The sequence below is a fragment of the Carboxylicivirga longa genome (assembly GCF_050589825.1).
GTDB lineage: Bacteria > Bacteroidota > Bacteroidia > Bacteroidales > Marinilabiliaceae > Carboxylicivirga > Carboxylicivirga longa.
In genome coordinates this window covers 44,873-65,749 of record NZ_JBNGOZ010000014.1, presented here as the reverse complement: position 1 = coordinate 65,749, position 20,877 = coordinate 44,873, and the positions used below count along the sequence as shown (strand labels likewise).

The following is a 20,877-nucleotide window of genomic DNA, read 5'->3' as shown; positions in this document are numbered from 1 at the left end:
ATATCTTCGGAAAGGCTTATTTTAACCAGCCCAGTATTGTTTGGCGTCCGGTAACTTTTTGTTCCAGCTCCACGTCGATACGCGTACCCAGCGGCAGGTATAGATCCACACGCGAACCAAACTTAATAAAACCCATTTGCTGCCCCTGTGCAACAGTTTTTTCCTCCTCGGCATAACATACAATGCGGCGCGCCATTGCACCAGCTACCTGACGCACTAATATCTGCGTACCGTTACTGTTTTCCAGCACTACGCTTGTTCGCTCGTTTTCCGTAGATGATTTAGGCAGATAAGCTGCCATAAAGCGTCCGTTGTGATGACGAAAATACTTCACCACCCCTTTAATGGGAAACCAATTGATATGAACATTGAATACAGACATAAAAATAGACACCTGTAAGCATTTTGTTTTCAAATACTCATCCTCTTCTACCTCTTCAATAGCTACGATTTTACCATCGGCAGGTGCTATGATGGCGCCGTCCTTTATCATGGCATCGCGCCGTGGATTGCGAAAGAAATTAAGCACCAAGGCAAAAATAATAAATGCAAGCAGTGCGCTTACCTTAGTAACAGCCACACCGGCTACAAAATAAATACCGGCATTCAAGGCCAGCAGTACAGCCAGCACTACCATGAGTGTTCCGTATCCTTCTTTATGAATTGTCATTAGTTCTAATTCTTAATCTGTTATGCAAATAAAACAAAAAGTGCAAAAACCATAGGGGCTGCAAATAAAACACCGTCGAAACGATCAAGCACACCACCATGCCCGGGTAATACAGAACCCGAATCTTTAATTCCCACATTGCGCTTAAGCATCGACTCCACCAAATCGCCCAATGTACCAAAAACTGAGACGATAAGTCCTGCTCCCATCCACACATACAAGGAGGCCGCATCGCTTATGCTCGCGATAATAAAAGCCGCGGCAAGGGTAAAGAGAACTCCCCCGAAAAATCCTTCCCATGTTTTTTTGGGTGAAATACGCTCGAATAACTTATGGCGACCCAAGGTGACACCTACGAGATAGGCTCCGCTATCGTTACTCCATACTAGAATGAAGAAGCCCAGTAATATTATCGGTTGAAAGCTACCATTAACACATCCGGTAAGGAACAAAAAGGACAGAGGCAGAGCCACATATACAGGTACCATCAGGCTTATGGCAATACGTTGAAAGGGATTTTCTCCACCTTTGAAAAGCTCATAAACAAAAGGCAGCCATATCAAAGGCATCAACACCACATAACCACTTCTATCCATATATCCCTGGGTATCAAGAAAAACCAGCATCTGAAAAGTTATTCCTAAAATAAGTGCAGGAACAAGATTGAGATTACCATATTTTATTTGAAGTAAACGACCTAATTCTAACATTCCGACAACAGCTACCAGTAGGCATACCAGAAAAAAGGCCAAAGGATGGATATATATTGAACCGGCTACTGCCCCTACGAACACGATTCCGGTTACTGTGCGTTGTACGAAATTATTCATCGATTGTCTTTAGAGGTGCAAAGTTAACATATCCTTCCAAAAAAGAAAATGTAGCTTACAATCGAATGAATAAGATAAGCTCTTTGGGACCGTGCGCCCCCATCACAAGCGTTTTTTCAATATCGGCCGTCCGACTGGGACCTGTTATCACACATGCCTGAGAAGGCAGGCTCCCGCCATGGCGAACTTTGAAATTTTGAATCGCCTCATCCAAAAAAGGTACTATTTGTTGCTGATGCGCAATTACCAGATGAACAGGTGGAAAAACAGGGAGCATACGACCTGAATCCTGCCCTGCGCTGACCATGATTGATCCGGTGCGCGCAATGAGACACTCGCAGGTGGTAATACCCACTTCAGCATTATCTATTGAGCTGGCAAGCCTCTGTTGCATTGCAACAGGCAGCAGTTCTTGTAAGGCCTTATCGCAACAGGCTATGTGCTTCCATTGCTTCTTATCCTGTAAGGCCTGAAGCTGGTTTTTCAGCTCGTCCTCATCTTCGCACAAGAAAACCTGCCCTTTAATTTTTCTAAACTCATCAACAAAGGTATCAAGCAAGGGATCGGGCTGCGGGAAAAAAGCAGCGGACGAGCACCGCCGGGGCACTCGTCCGCTTGTATTATCACACGATTTCTTTAAACGAGCCAATATACTAGCCCGAGCCTTATCAGAATCGTCCTTCAACTGTTTATTCATTTCCTTCGGTGCTTGTTTCACCTGCCGGTTTGGATTCATCCTCTCCTTCCTTTTCAAGATCTTCCTCCTGAATAACATGCTCCGAGATACGCTTACCAAAGATCTTCTCCAAATCTTCGCTAAAGATCACCTCTTTCTCGAGCAGCAGTTCAGCCAGCTTGCTATGCTTCTCATGGTTTTTAACCAGTATTTCTTTGGCGCGCTTGTACTGCTCTTCAATAATACGACCCACTTCCTGATCCATTATCTCAGCCGTTTTCTCGCTGTAAGGCTTGCTAAAGGCATAATCGCTCTGACCCGATGAATCGAAATAACTAATGTTACCTACCTTAGTGCTCATACCATAGTACGATACCATAGCGTAGGCCTGCTTCGTCACTTTCTCCAGATCGTTAAGAGCTCCGGTACTAATGCGGCCAAACATAATCTCTTCAGCGGCACGTCCTCCCAGCGTCGAACACATCTCATCCAATATCTGTTCGGTCGTCGTTAGCTGACGCTCTTCGGGCAAGTACCATGCAGCACCCAGCGCCTTACCCCGGGGAACAATCGTTACTTTCACCAGCGGATGTGCATGTTCCAGTAGCCAACTGATGGTGGCATGACCTGCCTCATGATAGGCAATAGCCTTTTTCTCATCCTTAGAAATGATCTTATTCTTTTTCTCAAGGCCGCCAACAATGCGATCCACAGCACTTAAGAAATCATCCTTTTCTACAATCTTTTTATTGTTACGAGCTGCTATCAGCGCTGCCTCGTTACACACGTTGGCAATGTCGGCACCGGAAAAGCCCGGTGTTTGCTTGGCCAGAAAATCACCCTCCACATCTTTACTCAAACGCAGGGGACGCAAATGCACCTCAAAAATAGCCTTCCGCTCCTTCAGGTCGGGTAGCTCAACATGTATCTGACGATCAAAACGACCGGCACGCATCAGGGCACGATCCAGAATATCAGCACGGTTAGTGGCCGCCAGTATAATAACTCCACTGTTGGTCCCAAAACCATCCATTTCGGTCAGCAACTGGTTCAGTGTATTTTCCCGCTCATCGTTGGCACCCATGTTAGGACTCTTCCCACGTGCCCTTCCAATGGCATCGATCTCATCAATAAAAACAATACAAGGTGCTTTCTCTTTGGCCTTCTTAAACAAATCGCGCACACGGCTGGCACCAACACCCACAAACATCTCCACAAAATCAGAACCTGACATGCTGAAGAAAGGCACGTTAGCTTCACCTGCCACAGCCTTGGCTAATAAGGTTTTACCAGTTCCCGGAGGTCCTACCAGCAATGCACCTTTGGGTATCTTACCTCCCAACTCGGTGTATTTTTCGGGCTTGCGCAAGAAGGAAACAATTTCCTCCAGCTCTTGCTTGGCCTCAACCAGGCCTGCCACATCTTTAAAATTAACGTTTATATCCGACTCTTTATCGAACATGCGTGCTTTGGACTTACCTACATTAAAGATGTTGCCACCTCCACCGGCACCCCCTTGCGCACCCATGCGGCGAAAGATGAACACCCAAATAGCGACTAAGAGCAATAGGGGCCACATAAAGGTGAAAAATTCACCCAGAAAGTCCGTTCGGGTCTCATAATCAACCGGTATACTTTCCCCTTGCTCAGCTTCAGCGGCTGCCAGTGCTTCATCAAACTTATCAATTGTAGATAGGTTAAAGATAAAATGTGGGCCCTCAGTAGCTGGCCCCGAATTAGTTAAATTTTCATTAAAAAGATGCTTGTATTTATCCAGTTTCTCCTTCTGAATAGTAACCTCCGCAACCCCCTCATTACGGATGACTATAATGTTATCAATATCACCACCCGTTAATATCTCTTTTTTAAACTCGCTGTATGAAATTTTATGCGGCCCCTGCCCAAAGTCCATGCGGCTGACCAAAATTAGTGCGATGGCAATGAGTGCATAGGCCCAGTAAAGATTGAACTTCGGGAATTTAGGCTTATCCTTATCGCTTCCCGGTGTATTCGGTTTTCCGTTTGACATTTGTTTACGTTCTAGTTAAAATAGGTTTTCAATATTGGTACGCTTAGCATCGGCCCACAAGCCTTCCAGGTTATAAAAATCACGCTGTTGCTTATGAAAGACGTGCACCACAACGTCGAAATAATCCATTAATACCCACAGTGCATTTTCTCGTCCCTCAGTGTGATTGGGTTTATCGCCCAGGTGCTCGCGCACATACTCCTCAACACCATCAGCAATCGCATCAACTTGTGTAGTACTCTCTCCTTCACAAATCACAAAATACTGACATATTGTGTTATCTAATTCTGATAGGTCCAGGATGGCAATATTCATGCCCTTCTTCTCCTGCATCCCCTCAACAATGGCATCTGCCAGCTTTTTAGCAGAATAATTTAGGTCCTTCATTGGCAATGTACTCTAGTCCTTTGCTTAATTTTAAGTTTCTGGGTTGCGATCAAAAGCGCAGTTGCCATGGCCTTGCGCTATCCCTATGGTTAACATGCCAAAGCATACTTTTGCTCAAAGATACTACTTTTAGAAAATATTAAACACCTATTTTTGCCAAATAGAATAAGCACCCATTGGTCTGCCATAATTTCACGATAAACTGTAATGATGACATATTCAACGCCCCATTTCATGAGCTATCCCCAACTAGCCTCTACCAATTCAGAACTAAAACGTTTGCTAGGTACAAAGAAAATGGCCGAGTACAGCCTTGTTATTACCCATCATCAAACAGCCGGAAAAGGACAGGCAGGAAACAGCTGGGAAAGTGCAGCCCATCAAAATCTCACTTTCAGCATTTTGTTACGTCCCAACTTTCTGGCTCCTCACTTGCAGTTTTACATTTCAAAAGCAGTGTCGCTGGCACTGGTTGATACCATTAGACAGACAGCCCAATTAGATGCCAGCATCAAATGGCCCAACGACATATATGTAGGGGATAAAAAAGTATGTGGCATTTTAATCGAGAACTCCATTGTGGGAAGCCGACTCGACTATTGTATAGTAGGCATTGGTCTAAATGTAAACCAGGAACAATTTGTCAGCGATGCGCCTAACCCGGTATCCTTAAAACAACTAACAAACAAGTCTTTCAAGCTCGAAACGGTACTCGAGCACTTGCTCGATAACATTGAATATCGTTATCATCAACTGGAAACCAACCGTTTAGAATTGGTCAATCAGGATTACACCAAAGCTTTATACCGTGGAGAGGGCTTTCATGCTTATAAAGATGATAATGGAACTTTCGAAGCTCGAATTGACTCGATCAACGAAATGGGACTCATGACACTGGTAGACACCCAAGGCACTAAGCGCGAATATGCATTTAAAGAGGTGAACTTTGTGCTTTAACGGCGAAAAGTGCGGGGTTACGATGTATTGAATCCACTGCTCTAACGCTTCATCTCAACAGAAATTTCATTGGCAAAATAGCCCTGCAATTCATCCAAAGTATTTGCGGAAGTCAGCAAATCTTTCACTACCAAGCCCTTTTCTAAAATAACAATACGTTCGCTGACCTCTGCAATATGACTTAAGTCGTGACTGGAAATGAGCATGGTTAAGTTGTTTTTTTTATGAAGAGCCTTTAGTAAAGTCTTAAGGCGAAACTGTGAGGAAGGATCCAGGTTGGCAAAGGGTTCGTCCAGGATTAAGACTTCCGGTTGACTGATGATGGCACCAAAAACACCAATCTTCTTCTGGTTACCCTTTGAGAAGTCGCGTATGTATTTGTTCTTATTCAGGATTTCGTTGCCAAAAAAATCGGCAAAGTCATTGTAAAAGCCTTCCAGCTCTTCTTGTGTAACCCCGTTAATATCGGCTATGAACTTGAAATACTCTTCGGGTTTTAGGAAGTCAATTAAGAAGCCTTCATCCAAAAATGAGCCGGTGTACTGTTTCCACTGGCTGTCTTTATTAACCTCAATATCTTTACTCAACACCCGGCCTCTGTCGGCCTTAATCAAATCCAAAACCAGGCGGAATAAGGTGGTTTTTCCGGCACCATTATTACCCACTAAACCAAAGGATTGACCTTGTGGAATTATCAACTGCTCTATATCTAATACCTTAACCCGGTTGTAAGCTTTTCCTAAATTATCTATGTGAATCATAATGAGATATTATTCTATAACTACTTATTTCTAAATCCTTCTGACATCTTGTATCGCTTACTCATAAAGCGCTGCGTAATCAAATCCAACATTTTTTCGCGTAGGAGTATACCCAATACACCAAGACCTGCTATCACCGTGAAGCCTATGTTACCTTGATCCGTCAGGCCAAAGGGCAGGTAGATTAGGATGGGTAGCACTAACAAGGGAATCATTAAAAAGAAATGCCTTGCGCCGACACCCTGGTAGTTAAATGCCGACCCTTTGGAAAGATCCATGTATTGGTTATTGTTGGTGGCAAAATAGAGCAATAGCAGGCTGTTAATGCCTATATTAAACAAAAAACAAGCGCTGTTAATCATTAGTATCTCTACCCCAAAATAGATGTAAAAAACCGATAAAAGGAATATGATTACGCTGGTTGAGAGCATCAGGAAGTATTTGGCCTTAAGGTAATCCTTAAAAGTATTGTTGGCCGTTAGTATTAAATCGAAATGGCTTGACTCCCATGCAAAAAAGTACAATCCAAAGCTCATCATAAAGCCACCGGAGATGAAGATGCCAACAAAAATAAGGAATCCTGTCGTCTCGAGGTAAGTTGGATTGGTGTAGAAAAACAAACCGTATAGCAAGAATAATGGCGACACAAACAGCATGGTTCTTGTTCGTTTATTTCTAACGCACATTTTAAGTTCGAGCAGCACAAACGCCCCAATTTTTCCGAAGCGATTTAAGTAACTGAAGTTTTCAAGACTGCCTCGTTGGTTGGATTCAGTCTTTCCAAATTCTTCTAAAGAAAAGTGATTATACAGCAGTTGGTAATTGAGGTAGTAGGTAATAATAATCAATGTAAGGCCGGCGATTAGCCACAAAGGATGATGGATGACTTGCATAAATACAGATGAGGAAATAAACTGTAAATCAACAATGTCAAATTTATCCATCAGGAAGAGTGCAGCAAGCGTTGCCAAGAAAACGTAAAACACATATTCGTGCTTTATCTTAACCCTTTTAATGTATATTGATAAGTAGTTGGCTAATAAGTCACAAACCATTGCGCAGGCTACTATTATCCAAAAAGTAGAAGCATTGAGATGCTGATGCAATCCTAATGTAATGGCGAGCACAAAGCTAATGGGCAGAATATTAAGACTGTTAAACAGTGGTTTGGTAAGTACAAAATTGACCAGCTTACTTCTTTTAATCGGTAAAGTAAGATAAGGCCGTACCATAAAAGTGGGTAGTTTTTGTAGCATATACCTACTTAATAGAATGGCCAGAAAGAAATAAAAGCCATAGCGCGTAAGCTCAGCTATAGCTTGGTCTGATTTTTTTGCCAGCGCAGTACCCAGGTAATAGCCTCCAGCCAGCAATTCAAGGAATAGTATAAAAAATACGAAACCCATAAGAACCTGAATGCCTATACTTTTAGAGACGGATGCCGAGCGGGTAGCCGACTTCCATTGATGGGAAAGGAATGTGAAGTTTTTCATTGTATGCATTTAGTCAGACTGTATTTTACTCGGCCTTCTTATTAATATTTCTTGTTAAAAAATATTGGTAGGCAAGTCCGAAATTCTACTCTAAATATCCAGAGTCTAATTCTGCGTGCACTTTTTTAAAGTTAACAAATGCGTAACCCACTGAACCAAAGATAGAAATAAATAAGCTCTTTAAAGCTTCATGTTCTTTGCTTCAGTAATAATAAGCCTTACGACCCGGTATTGATCACGGGTGTTGCCTCCTTATCGCCGCACAACACCACCATCAGGTTACTCACCATGGCTGCTTTACGGGGCTCGTCAAAGCTTACTATATTATCATCGCTCAGTTGCTTCAGGGCATCTTCCACCATGCCCACGGCGCCCTCCACAATCTTTTTACGGGCCGCTACAATGGCCACTGCCTGCTGGCGTTTGAGCATGGAGCTGGCAATTTCCGGCGCATAAGCCAAATAGCCAATACGTGCCTCGGTTACTTCAATGCCGGCAATGGCCAGGCGTTCGGTTATCTCTGCTTCAAGGGCTTCGTTAACTTCATGCATGCCCGATCGCAAGGTTACCTCGGCCTGCTCGTCGTCAAAATTATCGTAAGGGTAGGAGCCGGCCAGCTTACGCACGGCAGCATCGGTCTGTACCCGCACAAACTCCTCGTAATGATCTACTTCAAATGCAGCCTTATAGGTGTCTTTAACTTTCCAAACCAAAATAACATTGATAAGTATCGGATTACCTATCTGATCGTTCACCTTCACCCTGTCGCTGTCGAAGTTGCGAGCTCGAAGAGATATGGCTTGTTTGCTAAGGAAGGGGTTGGCCCAGAAAAAGCCATTACCCTTCACTGTTCCCTTGTAAGCACCAAACAGAACCAGCACTTTGGAGGTATTGGGATTGACCACAAAAAATCCGGGCAGTAGCAGTAGAATAAAAGGTATGGCAATAAATAAAAGATAAAGCTCACGTAGAGCGATGGTAGTAATGGTAGCAGTCAAAAGCACGATAAATACCAGCAGCATCATGTAACCACTGAGTGGGCGGGTGGTTTGTTCTTTTTTCATTAATCCAGATTTTAGGGCGCCACAATGCTACACAATAAATCTCTTATAATCAAGAAAGAATTCAAGAAATTAAACCTCTCACAGTACTTTAATCTACATTACCTGAGAGCCTTAATGATTTTGAGAAGAACAAAGATGATGGTAAGTGTAAAAATTATGGTGGCACCCGATGGCAGATCCAGGTAGTAGGCGATAAATAAGCCGCTGACACTCCCTGTAATTCCGATAAGTGCGGCACCTACCATAACCTTATCAAGGCTTTTAGCAAACAGGTTGGCTGCCGCAGCCGGCAGGGTAAATAAGGATAACACCAGGATGATACCCATCACCTTTATGGAAAGGACGATGGCAATGGCCACAATAACGGCACTGATGTATTTGATGCTTTGCACGGGCAAGCCGGACACCTTGGCAAATTCACCATCAAAAGCAATGGACAGAATAACCGGATAAAAGAAGATAACCAGCAACAGGCAAAGAACGGCAATGGCCAGAAGAAACCACAAATCTGCATTTTGAACCGTTAGTATATCACCAAATAAGAAGCCCATGAGATTAGGTGTGTAACCGGGCGTGAGGAACACAAATAAGATACCGATGGCCATGCCCAAAGACCATAATATGGCAATGGAGCTGTCCTCGCGAATACCGCCCCTCTTGCTGCTCCACTCAATTCCCAGGGCAGCCAACACAGCGAAGATACCGGCTCCTAAAAAGGGTGATAACCCCAGGTAATAGGCAATGCCCATGCCCCCAAAGGAGGCGTGTGTTATTCCTCCACTGATAAACACATTGCGCCGTGCCACTATGTAGCTGCCAACAATACCAGCCACCAATGACGATAGCAGCGCAGCCCACAGGGCGTTGGTAAAAAAGCGGAAGGAGAGTAGTTCAATGAGTTCACTCATGATCGTGATGTTTTAAAACCCGGTGGGGCACTTGGCCGTGTGTCACCAGTTCAATGGGGCAGTTGTAGGATTGAAGTACTTCGTTGGTAATTTTATTAGAAGCATGGTAATGCAACCCACCATTAACGCAGGCAATGGTTTTGACTACCGACGAAATGGTGCCCACATCATGCGATACGAGTACGATGGCCATCTTATCGTTCAATTCTCCCAACAGATTATACAAGCTGGCTTCAAAGGTTTTATCCACATAGGTATTGGGCTCATCAAGAATAAGCAGATTTGGATCGCTTATTAATGCACGGCACAGGAAGACCCGTTGCATTTGTCCCCCCGATAATTCCCCAATGGGTGTGTTATGCTGCCCTTTAAGGCCTATAAATTCTAGGAGTTCATTGAGCTTGTTAATTTGTTGCCGACTGGTCTTATGCCACCACTTGCTTTGTGCATATCGCCCCGACAAAATCACATCCTTAATTGTGATAGGAAACTGCTTATCGATATTATTCACCTGCGGCAAGTAACCGATGCGCAGCTCCTTTGATCGTGTAACTGTTCCCGCTATAGGAGGCAACAGATCCAGCATAACTTTGAGAAGTGTGGTTTTTCCGCCCCCATTAGGTCCAATGATACCCACAAAGTCGCGCTCCGCTATGGAGAGGTTCACATCCTGCAACACTGGATGGCGATCGTAGCTAGCTTTGATATTACGGAGCTCAATAAGTGGTTTCATAGGGCTTCTATTGCTGTTCCAAGCGGCTGATAAAATGTTCCATTTCCTTTTTCCAGTTGGCAGACAAAGGATTTACCTGCACTACTTCAGCTCCTATCTCTTCTGCGATAACCTTGGCGTTGGCCTGGTCAAACTCCTGTTGTATGTAAATGGTTTTAATACTTTTTTTACGCGCGGCTGCAATGGTGTTTTTAAGACGTGCCGGACTCGGTGTTTTACCATCGTGCTCAATGGTCATCTGCTCGAACCCATAGGCGCGCGCAAGATAGGTGTAGGCAGGATGAAAGATCATAAAGGAGAGGTGTCCTTGCTCATCTGCTAGTTGACTCAAGCGTTCATCCAAAGCATCCAACTCGTTGTAAAAGGTTTCGTAATTGGTATTAATCAGTTCCCGGTGTTGCGGAAACAGTTCGGTGAGGTAGTTACGCAGATTTTTGATGATCTGTTTCACTTCACGGGGCGATGTCCAGGTATGCGGATCAATACCACCGGTACACACGTGGCCCTCATCGTGCCCATGATGATCATGTTCGCCCTGTATCATATCGATGCCTTCGGATAAGTCATACCAACGCATCTGCTCATTGGCACCACCCAGTTTTTTTGCCCAGGTAGCTTCAAATCCCAGATGCCCCATTTGTATGTAGGCCAGCGAACGGCTTAGCTTCTTTATCTGCGCTGCTGAGGGCGCATAACTAGCATGATCCGAACCTTGGGGAATCATCACATTAATGCTTAGCGAATCACCGATCAGACGTTGTATAAAATATTTCTGTGGAGCAATACTCACTGTGACAACAGGATTTTCTTCATCTCCCTTTTGGTGAGCACAGGCAGTCAGCATAAGGCCGCACAGTGCCACTATTATTAAGTATTTCATGTTTGTTCTAAGGCGCATGGCTATTAGTTTATATATTTTACGATGGCGCAAAATTACCTGAACCCAACTTAGCATACAATAGCGAGACGACAAAAAGGATAAATTAGTCTTAATTACTTTGACTGAATAGCTCAAAGATGGATTCAGTATAGGTTTTCGACACCGGTATTTTAACAAGCGGCTGGGTATTTAGTTTTATCTTAAGCCCTTCTTTGCTTCGCTCAATTAGTTTAACCTTTTGAAAGTTAACCATGTAAGAGCGATGGCAACGAATTACATCCATTGGTTTCAGCGCTGATTCCAGCTGCTTTAGCGTATTGCGCAACAGAAATTTTTCGTGGCTCTGATGATCCGAGTAATGGATGGTCACATAATTATCAGCGCCCTGTAGGTACAATAGATCTTCCAGTTTAATAGTAAGGCGCATAGTTCCTTTTTCATCCTTAAAAACAACCATGCCAGCCGGATCCTTCTTGTCACTCTTCCCTTCTTCCATGGCTTCAAGCTTCTCCTTATTATCGATCCATGCAAAGTAAAGCCAGGTTACCGTATAAGGTATTAATAGCACTAGGGCCGTGTTTTGTATCGATATTTTAAAAGCATCAGTAAAGGATCGGGGGTCATCCAGTATCAGTATCTCATAAAGGGTGTAAAAGAGCGACATACTGATGATCTCCACGCCAATCCATATCAGATAACGACCAAGGGATATGGTGTTGCCATGCTTGGCCATGTGATACATAATGACACGGCTGAGTACCACTACCAATACTCCTGTAAGTATTATCAGGCTTGAATAAAAGAAGAACTCTAACTCAGAAATATTATAGGAGGTAATCCACTTTCTAACATCGAAAGGTTCATACAGGTTAATAAACACCAAGGCAAAGGCCGCCGTAAACAATATGAGACGAATAATATTTTGCTTCTTCAGCAGATATGTCGGTAATGATTTACTAAAGTCCATGGTCGCATAAAGATGCGATAAAAAGTTTGGATTTCCTTTTCCTGTTTCGGCTTTTTCAGGTGCATGATGGCATTTTTTGACCTGATATTTCACCACTTATTAAAGAGATTCACCCCATCATAAGGATTTTAAGCCCTGTAAACCCGTGGAAATCACATAAAATTGCAGTCTTAAATTTTCTTGGCTTGGTTTGCATCAGTGTTAAGCTCAACAAAAGGATGCGGCCACGATATTTGGATAGTTATCCTACTTAATTAAAGCACAGCACGACAAAAACAATGTTACTGAAACTCCATGAATTATTTTTTTCTATATCAAACACTGAAGGCACACTTTTCATCGGAAGCACCCACACATGCTTCCGGTGAAAGTGCTTTTGGTTATTGTTCGCACGAGTTTCATTCGCAATATGCTATGCCGAACAGCCTGGCAGGTGCCTCGGCTTTTGATATTGAAGGGAGCAATGACGCTGCCAACAATCATTTTTCATATCCCATATTTCATCCCAACAAAGAAAAAACATCGGACGGGTGTATCATTTTGTTGCATGGCTTAAATGAACGCAGCTGGGACAAATACCTCCCCTGGGGCTATCAACTGGCCAACTATACCAACAAAACGGTTATTCTTTTCCCCATTGCACATCATATTAACCGATCGCCAAAGAATTGGGGCGACCCCCGTGAGATGGCCGATTATGTGCGGCTACGCAAAACACAAGCACCTGATGTTAAGCAGTTGAGCGTAGTCAACGTAGCATTGAGTGAGCGGCTTAGCGATCATCCCGAACGCTTCTTATTGTCGGGCTATCAGGCAGCCAACGATGTGTTAGATCTGGTGAAATATATACGACAGGGCAATCATCCTTTGATAAAAGGAGATGCAAAAGTTGACTTTTTTGCCTATTCCATTGGTTCTTTTCTGGCGCAGGTTATGTTTCTGGCGCATCATGATGATTTGCTGGCTCAGAGTAAGCTATTTATTTTTTGCGGCGGATGTGCCTTCGAGGACTGGCAGGGCACATCAAAGTACATTATGGATAGTAAAGCCTTTGAATGTTTACAGCGTTATTATAAGGAAGGAGCCGCATTCAGCAGCCAGATTTTACGACCCATATTTAACGAGACGGCTATGGGACAGTCTTTTGTGAACTTGCTGTCGGTTAAGAATTTGCGCAAACGTGGCCTTGGCTATTATTCCGGTTTGCGCGACAGAGTGAATGCTGTGGTACTAAAGCAGGATTCAGTTGCCCTTGCTGATAAAGTAAAAAATGCCTTGAAGGGAATGCAGGTGGATGAGTGGCATTTTAATTATGACTATAGCCACATAATGCCATTCCCGATTACTTCAAATAAATTGGTTAATCAGGTCAACGAAGCTTTCGATAGATTAATGCTTCGCGCTTCTCTGCTTTTTACAACTTAATGAGAATGAGGTTGACCTGAAAAAAAGGGTGATGGTTAAACGTAACCACCACCCTTTTTTATTTTTGCTTCAGGCTTTATTAGCCCAGTAATTCAGTTACTTGCTTGAATACATTTTCGCCTGTAAAACCAAATTTCTCATCCAGCACGGTATAAGGTGCTGAATAGCCAAAATGATCAAGGCCCCAAACGGTTCCTTTCTCCCCAACGAGACCTTCAAGCGTGACAGGCAATCCGGCAGTCAGGCCAAAACGTGGTGTTGAGTCTGGCAATATACTTGCTTGATATGCCTTATCCTGCTTACGGAACAGACCTTCAGAGATAACCGATACCACATTCACCTTCAAGCCTTTTTGTTCGCGTAAAAGCTTAGCACCATCCACCAAAGTAGAAACTTCAGAGCCGGAGGCGAGCAATACCACGTCGGGCGTGTCTGCATCTTTCTCAACAATATAGGCGCCTTTTTCGGCTTGCAACGCCATGTCGTACGAGCTATTCGGCAAGTTGGCAACATTCTGACGGGACAGGATTAAAGCCGTAGGTGTTTTGGTATTCTCCATCGCCATTTTCCAGGCCACAGTACCTTCGTTTACGTCAGCCGGACGCAATACCAACATACTATTATCACCCTTATGGTTCTTTAATTTTTCCAGTAAGCGAATTTGCGCTTCCTGCTCAACAGGCTGATGAGTAGGTCCATCTTCACCCACACGGAAAGCATCGTGTGTCCATACATATTTAACAGGAAGCTGCATCAGGGCAGCCATACGTGCTGCCGGTTTCATGTAATCAGAGAAAACAAAGAAAGTACCACAGGCAGCAATAACGCCACCGTGAAGGGCCATACCGTTGGCAATGGCACCCATGGTCAATTCTGCAACTCCTATCTGAAGGAAAGCGCCCGAGAAATCCCCTTTCTTAAAGACACTTGTCTTCTTAAGGAAACCATCTGTTTTATCGGAGTTGGCCAGGTCGGCCGACATTACAATCATATTCTCCACCTGCTCGGCCAACACGCCTAATACAGTAGCAGAAGCGGCACGTGTTGCACCTCCTGCTTTTTGCTCAATAGCAGCATAGTCGATGTTGGTTTCGCCGCTGATAAATTGAGTAAGCTTCGCTGCTAATTCGGGATTTGCCTGGGCCCACTCAGCTTCCTCAGCTTTTTTATCAGCTACATAAGCCGCCTTTTTCTTATTCGCTTCAGCATATAATTCGACTACTTCAGTAAATACCTGGAAAGGATTCTCTACGTCACCACCCAGGTTTTTCAGAGTATCGGCAAAAGAAGCACCGGCTGCACTCAGAGGTTGTCCGTGTGTTGATACTTTCTTTTCAAAGGATGCACCATTTTCAGCAACAGCTCCTTTGCCCATAATAGTTTTACCAATAATCAGGAAGGGCTTTTCTGTTTCAGCATTGGCGGTATCAAGTGCCTTACGAATCTGCTCGTGGTCGTTACCATCAATGGTCATGGTTGCCCATCCCCAGGCTTCGTATTTTTTAGCGGTATCTTCAATGGTAACGTCATCGGTTACCGTCGATAGCTGAATATCATTGGAATCATAGAACATTACTAGGTTGCTTAGACCCAGATGCCCCGCGATACGTCCTGCACCTTGTGATATCTCCTCCTGGATACCACCATCGGAAATGAAAGTGTAGGTCTTATGGCTCATCCACTCACCAAAGCGTGCCACCAGGAAGCGCTCGGCAATGGCAGCACCAACCGCCATCACATGGCCCTGGCCAAGCGGGCCTGAGGTATTCTCTACGCCCCGCTGAAAATCTACTTCAGGGTGACCCGGTGTCGGGCTGCCCCACTGACGGAAGTTTGCCAATTCATCCATGCTGTAAGTGCCTGTTAGGGCTAATCCGGCATATAACATGGGTGACATGTGACCCGGGTCAAGGAAAAAACGATCGCGGTTAAACCAGGTGCGGTCGCTTGGGTCGTAATTCAGGTACTCTGAAAACAATACGTGCATAAAATCTGCACCTCCCATGGCACCGCCGGGGTGACCTGATTTTGCTTTCTCAACCATTGCGGCTGATAAAATCCGAATGTTATCGGCTGCCAGCTTTGAAATGTTCTTGTCCATTATGTATTTTAATTTTTTTTTGACCATACAGTTTCTCTGCATGAAATATATTTGGTAGCCTGGTCAAACGGACTGCCAAACAGGATTTTGCCAATGTGTGATGATCTAGCACTTATACCATGGCAAAAGCTTTTTTTAAAACTTCGGCAAAAATACATTTTTTTCCACAGAGGTTAAATTTAATTGTGCATGACTTTTAATGTTTTTCTCTGATTTGCTATTTATTAAGGTCTATGTAATACATCGTCTTTATTACAGCGGCGTATAACAGAAACGAATGGAATTACTACTTTTGATACCTCACTATAAGCGTAAGCCGAGCCAATGAAGATTGTTGCCGATAATAAAATTCCGTTTTTAAAAGGGGTGCTGGAACCCTTGGCCGAGGTGGTTTATGCACCGGGGGGCGAAATAAGTAAGGCTCTGTTAAAAGATGCCGATGCACTGATCACACGCACGCGAACATTATGTAACAGGCACTTGCTGGAGGGTACCAAGGTACAGCTGATCGCATCGGCTACCATTGGTTACGATCATATTGATGCCGACTGGTGCGCACAGCACAATATAGCCTGGACCAATGCGCCCGGCTGTAATGCCGGATCGGTGAAGCAGTACATTGGGGCTGTGTTGGCTTTGTTGGTTAGCGAAAAATGCTGGCAGCTGCAGGGTAAAACCATGGTGGTGGTTGGAGTTGGCAATGTTGGACGTAAAGTCAGTGCTATGGCCAAAGCCATAGGCATGCAGGTTTATGAGGTGGACCCACCGCGCGCAAGGGCTGAGGGTAGCCGTCATTTTCATGCACTGGAAGCAGTGGTTAGTAAGGCTGATATTATAACCTTCCATACTCCGCTGATATCTGAGGGAAAAGATAAAACCTATCATCTGTGCGATAAGCACTTGCTTAGCAAAATGAAACAGAATGCCGTACTCATTAATTCCTCACGGGGTGAAGTGATTGATGGAACAGCGCTGAAGGCAGCGCTTCAAAAAAATGAGATTGGTGCTGCTGTGCTTGATGTGTGGGAGAATGAACCCAATATTGATCCTACTTTGCTAGAACTGGTGTGGGTTGCAACGCCCCATATCGCCGGTTACTCGCAGGATGGCAAAGCCCGTGGGACAGCACTCAGCGTGCAGGCGCTTAGTCGATTCTTTCATTTGGGCAGGGACAATTGGGAGCCCGGAAATTTACCTGCTCCCGAACAGGAAATAGTGCCGTTGCATGAAGGTGAGGAAAGGGAAGAAGAACAGATTGCCCGTGCTATTTTACACACTTATCCCTTAAGAAATGACGATGCAAATCTACGAAATCAACCGGAAGACTTTGAGAATCTACGCGGTAGCTATCCTGTACGGCGTGAGTTTCATGCCTACACCTTGCCTGCTGCCATACGCGATACAGCGCTTATAACGAAGCTGAAAGCACTGGGCTTTACCAATTATTAGGCTGCCATCAGTCTGATCCGGCACCTTAAAAGAAGCTGTTTATTGAGGTCAAACAGTTGTTTATCAAAAGAAAAGCTGAGGCGTGCATTAGATGCGTATATGATTTATCTTTGTTACAAACAACCGGGAAAATCAACATGAACAAGTTACTACTTCTCTTTTTTTGTAGTCTTAACTTGATGCTTACAGCACAGGAAACACCCCACTATGAGCTTAAGGATATATATGGGCGCGTAATCCGCACAATCGATCATCAGCTTATCAACTACCCGAAGGCTGGCAATTTAAGTGCTGCGAAAGCGCTGAAGAATACCAAGGAGGCTGCATTACCCCCCACGGTTAATGCCGAAGCACTATGGTCGTACCTGACTATGGGAACACACATCGGACAAAACTCAATGAACACGCTGGATATTGATGATGACGGGGTGCCCGAGATAATTTGTAGTGCTCAATATGATCATCAGGTCTATCGCTGGTATGTGCTAAAGTATAATAAGGCCACCAGCGACTATACCATGGTATGGAACAGTCCTGCTTATCATCAGCCCATTAGTACTATCACCTTAGCTGATTTAGATAATGATGCACGCGATGAAATACTGGTAATATCCGGCTCTCAACTGGAGGTTTACAAGAGCGCTGGTATGCAGTTAATCAACTCGTTGGAGCTGAATGCGGCGATCATCAGCTGTGGCGTGGGCGACGCCGATAACGATGGTCGAGATGAGGTGCTTGTACTGACAGGTGAAAATATATTACTGCTCCATCCCAACAGCCTGGAAACGATTTATATGATTGAAGATAAGGCAACTGCCATGGCTATTGGCAATGTGGATGAGGATGCTGCGCAGGAAATAGTGCTTAACTCAGGCCGTGTGCTGGAACTTCATAATGATATTCTTAAAGAGGAGTGGCGCTTCCATTCTCATGCTGTGGAAGGCCTGCTGGCGCTATCCGATATTGATGGCGATAAGATTGAGGAGGTAGTGTATGCCGAAGCGTGGTTTAAGATCAAGGTGTTGGATGTAGATACGAAATCGACCCAATACACCATCAGCACCAGGCAAGACATTCATGCCCTGCTATTGTTTGACACCAATGCAGATGGTATGGATGAGATTATTTACGGCGATGCCCAGTGGGGTTATTTAAACTGTATAGATGCGGTTACACAAAAAAAGCTATGGCGACTTCGTAATCCCGATCATGGAATTACAGCCATTAAGGCAGCCGATGTGAATGGTGATGGTAATAATGAGCTATTGTGGGGAAGCGGATGGACTTCCTCCGATGCCGATCATCTTTATATTGCCAACATAAAAACCCGGGTCATCGAGTGGAAGAGTAAACATCTCGACGGGCCTTTTTATGCTGTTGAGATAGGCGATGTGGATAATGATGGAGTAGATGAGATGGTGGCCATATCGCATAAGAGCAACAGCAGTTACGGTAGTGGCATCATCAGTGTGCTTAATGCCGATACTTACGCGATTGAATGGCAGAGTGATGCCACTTACCTCGATAACGTGTGGGAAGGGGTACATACCCTGCAACTAGAAGATGTGGATAAAGATGGGGTGCTTGAAATAATTGTGGCAGCCGATCAGTCTTATACGGGTCAAATATGGATTATTGACGGTAAAACCAAAGCCATTGAACAATCGAAAATATATACTGATGAGGGCATCGGTGCTTTCTCAGCACTCGCCATTGGTGATGTGGATGGCGATGGGCAGCCCGAGTTAATAACGGCGGGAGCACAGCAGGTGTGCATCATCAATGCCGTGGATCTGGAGGTACAATGGAAAAGTCCGCAAGTGGGACAGGCCACCTATGCCCGTAATATACTCCTTGCCGATGTGGATGCCGACGACGTAATGGAGATTATTACCTGCATGGGGCAGGTCATTGTGATTGATGGAAAAAGCAAAGACATCCAAACCTCAGATGATACCCATTATACTGATTTTGATCTGAGTGTGCCCGATGAAAATGGGCATACTGAGATTGTAGCAGTCAGCAACAAAGGCAATGTAGAGGTGCTCAACGTTAGGCTGGAAGCCAATCGTATCTTTAGCCTCTACGGACGTATTATCGATGCCATACATGCCACAGATTTGAATAGCGATGGAGTAGATGAATTCATACTATCCACCAACGGGCAGTTGGTATTTGCAACAGCCAAGGGTAAATATGAAGTAACCACACCATTGGCTGGTATTGTAGGTGAATACGACGGCTTAAAGCGATATGATTTCACGGGCGATGGCAAAGATGAGCTTATTGTTGGCACAAGCGATCAGTTGATGGTGCTGCCGGCCGATATATACAGGTGTACCTGGTTTACGTCAGATGTAATTAGTGACGGCCCTGATTGTGGAGCTCAGAATGGCTATATTGAGCTGCAGCCCGAGGGGGGCATGTCACCCTATGAGGTCATGATTAATGATAAAGCTGCGGATCTGATTCAAACGGGATTGAAGTATGGTGAATATCATCTTCGCCTGGAGGATGCACAGGGCTGCGTCTTCACCGCTGATGCAGAATTAGCAAGGCCCGCTCTGTCTTTTGAGGTAGTGACGCGCCCGGTGGCCTGTAACACTGTGCAAAGCGGCGAAGCATGGGTGCAGATACAAGAAGGCACTGCTCCTTATGAATACCGCTGGTCAACCGGCGATAATGGTGCCAGGCTGATCAACCAGAGCCATGGACACTACGAGGTGACCATAGTAGATGCGAAGCAATGTACCCAAAGTAAGACGCTTACAATCGAGAAGGAAGCCCTTGAGTTATCCGTTCAGGTTGATCACCTGACCTGTCATGGTGCACAAAGCGGTGCCATACATACATCGATAGATCGTGGAACAGCACCCTTGAGCTACCGATGGTCTAATGGTGCTAGCACATCGACGCTTCAGCATATAAGTGGCGGAAACTACACCCTTTTAGCTACTGATGCACACGGCTGTGTACATGAGCAATCTATTGATGTTATGGAGCCCGATGCCTTACAGATAGAATACATCACCAGCCCCGATGACCCATCAACAGCCTTTGGCGAAGGAACGGCCGAGGTAGTTGCCATCCAAGGGGGTGTAGCTCCTTATCATATCCGCTGGAATGACCCTCTTCAACAGAAAGGAGCCGATGCTACCCACCTTCTGGAAGGTGCTTACAAAGTTTTTATCGAAGACAGCGTTCATTGCGTGCACGAAGAGATAATCACCATTGTTGTCAATTCGGGTATTAAAAAGCTGTTTGCCAATGGACTGGAAATTTACCCCAACCCGGCAAGGGATCAGGTTCGTATTGAAAACCCAGTAGAGCAATCGGTTCAATATAAGGTATATGGATTAAATGGTAGCCTGTATAAGTCCGGTACTTTACTGCCCAATGGATTGTCTCACACACTCCTCGACATCAGCAGCTTTACTCCAGGTAGCTATATCATACAGATACTGACTGATGAGGGGGTATTTTCCCGCCGCCTGGTTATCGGCCCTTAATTTAACCCTAGAGGAACGTGAAAACCAACGCCACGAGG

At 44.7% G+C, this 20,877-nt stretch carries 17 protein-coding genes; 4 read left to right on the top strand and 13 right to left on the bottom strand.

What is annotated here, in order from left to right; all coding sequences use genetic code 11:
• Window positions 1-16: 16 nt before the first annotated feature.
• Genes ACRD7A_RS12965 through rsfS form a run of 5 tightly spaced genes read right to left on the bottom strand, consistent with a single transcriptional unit; the run spans window position 17 to window position 4,592 of the window.
• Window positions 17-670: a phosphatidylserine decarboxylase family protein gene (locus ACRD7A_RS12965; RefSeq protein ID WP_430811509.1), complete on the bottom strand. Its 654-nt coding sequence runs from the start codon at window positions 668-670 to the stop codon at window positions 17-19.
• A 20-nt stretch (window positions 671-690) separates the two neighbouring features.
• Window positions 691-1,500 carry a phosphatidate cytidylyltransferase gene (locus tag ACRD7A_RS12960; RefSeq protein WP_430811508.1) on the bottom strand — a complete coding sequence of 270 codons (810 nt, stop codon included), beginning with the start codon at window positions 1,498-1,500 and terminating at the stop codon, window positions 691-693.
• A gap of 55 nt (window positions 1,501-1,555) precedes the next feature.
• Complete coding sequence (locus ACRD7A_RS12955) at window positions 1,556-2,197, bottom strand: LutC/YkgG family protein (protein ID WP_430811507.1); 642 nt, start codon at window positions 2,195-2,197, stop codon at window positions 1,556-1,558.
• Window positions 2,190-4,205 carry an ATP-dependent zinc metalloprotease FtsH gene (ftsH, locus tag ACRD7A_RS12950; protein ID WP_430811506.1) on the bottom strand — a complete coding sequence of 672 codons (2,016 nt, stop codon included), beginning with the start codon at window positions 4,203-4,205 and terminating at the stop codon, window positions 2,190-2,192. The genes ACRD7A_RS12955 and ftsH overlap by 8 nt, the downstream gene beginning before the upstream one ends.
• A gap of 15 nt (window positions 4,206-4,220) precedes the next feature.
• Window positions 4,221-4,592, bottom strand: coding sequence for a ribosome silencing factor (rsfS, locus tag ACRD7A_RS12945; RefSeq protein WP_430811505.1), 372 nt, complete (start codon window positions 4,590-4,592; stop codon window positions 4,221-4,223).
• Between the two features lie 234 nt (window positions 4,593-4,826).
• On the opposite strand from rsfS, the gene ACRD7A_RS12940 reads away from it, so the two are divergent.
• On the top strand, window positions 4,827-5,549 hold the full coding sequence (locus tag ACRD7A_RS12940; RefSeq protein ID WP_430811504.1) for a biotin--[acetyl-CoA-carboxylase] ligase: 723 nt from the start codon (window positions 4,827-4,829) through the stop codon (window positions 5,547-5,549).
• Between the two features lie 41 nt (window positions 5,550-5,590).
• Here the strand turns inward: ACRD7A_RS12940 and ACRD7A_RS12935 are convergent, their stop codons facing one another.
• From ACRD7A_RS12935 to ACRD7A_RS12905, 7 genes are all read right to left on the bottom strand, one after another.
• Complete coding sequence (locus tag ACRD7A_RS12935) at window positions 5,591-6,310, bottom strand: ATP-binding cassette domain-containing protein (protein WP_430811503.1); 720 nt, start codon at window positions 6,308-6,310, stop codon at window positions 5,591-5,593.
• A 20-nt stretch (window positions 6,311-6,330) separates the two neighbouring features.
• A complete protein-coding gene (locus ACRD7A_RS12930) occupies window positions 6,331-7,803 on the bottom strand; it encodes a DUF5687 family protein (protein ID WP_430811502.1) in 1,473 nt (490 codons plus the stop codon).
• 218 nt (window positions 7,804-8,021) lie between these two features.
• Window positions 8,022-8,867 carry an SPFH domain-containing protein gene (locus ACRD7A_RS12925; RefSeq protein ID WP_430811501.1) on the bottom strand — a complete coding sequence of 282 codons (846 nt, stop codon included), beginning with the start codon at window positions 8,865-8,867 and terminating at the stop codon, window positions 8,022-8,024.
• A gap of 98 nt (window positions 8,868-8,965) precedes the next feature.
• Complete coding sequence (locus ACRD7A_RS12920; protein ID WP_430811500.1) at window positions 8,966-9,775, bottom strand: metal ABC transporter permease; 810 nt, start codon at window positions 9,773-9,775, stop codon at window positions 8,966-8,968.
• Window positions 9,768-10,508, bottom strand: a complete 741-nt coding sequence (locus tag ACRD7A_RS12915) for a metal ABC transporter ATP-binding protein (RefSeq protein WP_430811499.1) — start codon at window positions 10,506-10,508, stop codon at window positions 9,768-9,770. Before ACRD7A_RS12915 ends, ACRD7A_RS12920 begins: the two co-directional genes overlap by 8 nt.
• Window positions 10,509-10,515: 7 nt before the next feature.
• A complete protein-coding gene (locus ACRD7A_RS12910) occupies window positions 10,516-11,388 on the bottom strand; it encodes a metal ABC transporter solute-binding protein, Zn/Mn family (protein ID WP_430811498.1) in 873 nt (290 codons plus the stop codon).
• 109 nt (window positions 11,389-11,497) lie between these two features.
• Window positions 11,498-12,448 carry a LytR/AlgR family response regulator transcription factor gene (locus tag ACRD7A_RS12905; RefSeq protein WP_430811497.1) on the bottom strand — a complete coding sequence of 317 codons (951 nt, stop codon included), beginning with the start codon at window positions 12,446-12,448 and terminating at the stop codon, window positions 11,498-11,500.
• A 201-nt stretch (window positions 12,449-12,649) separates the two neighbouring features.
• On the opposite strand from ACRD7A_RS12905, the gene ACRD7A_RS12900 reads away from it, so the two are divergent.
• Window positions 12,650-13,780, top strand: a complete 1,131-nt coding sequence (locus ACRD7A_RS12900) for a DUF6051 family protein (protein WP_430811496.1) — start codon at window positions 12,650-12,652, stop codon at window positions 13,778-13,780.
• Window positions 13,781-13,859: 79 nt separating this feature from the next.
• On the opposite strand, the gene ACRD7A_RS12895 is transcribed toward ACRD7A_RS12900, so the two are convergent.
• Window positions 13,860-15,881: a transketolase family protein gene (locus ACRD7A_RS12895; RefSeq protein WP_430811495.1), complete on the bottom strand. Its 2,022-nt coding sequence runs from the start codon at window positions 15,879-15,881 to the stop codon at window positions 13,860-13,862.
• A 324-nt stretch (window positions 15,882-16,205) separates the two neighbouring features.
• Between ACRD7A_RS12895 and ACRD7A_RS12890 the strand changes: the two genes are divergently transcribed.
• Window positions 16,206-17,330, top strand: a complete 1,125-nt coding sequence (locus ACRD7A_RS12890; RefSeq protein WP_430811494.1) for a 4-phosphoerythronate dehydrogenase — start codon at window positions 16,206-16,208, stop codon at window positions 17,328-17,330.
• A gap of 137 nt (window positions 17,331-17,467) precedes the next feature.
• A complete protein-coding gene (locus ACRD7A_RS12885; RefSeq protein ID WP_430811493.1) occupies window positions 17,468-20,839 on the top strand; it encodes an FG-GAP-like repeat-containing protein in 3,372 nt (1,123 codons plus the stop codon).
• Window positions 20,840-20,877 lie beyond the last annotated feature (38 nt).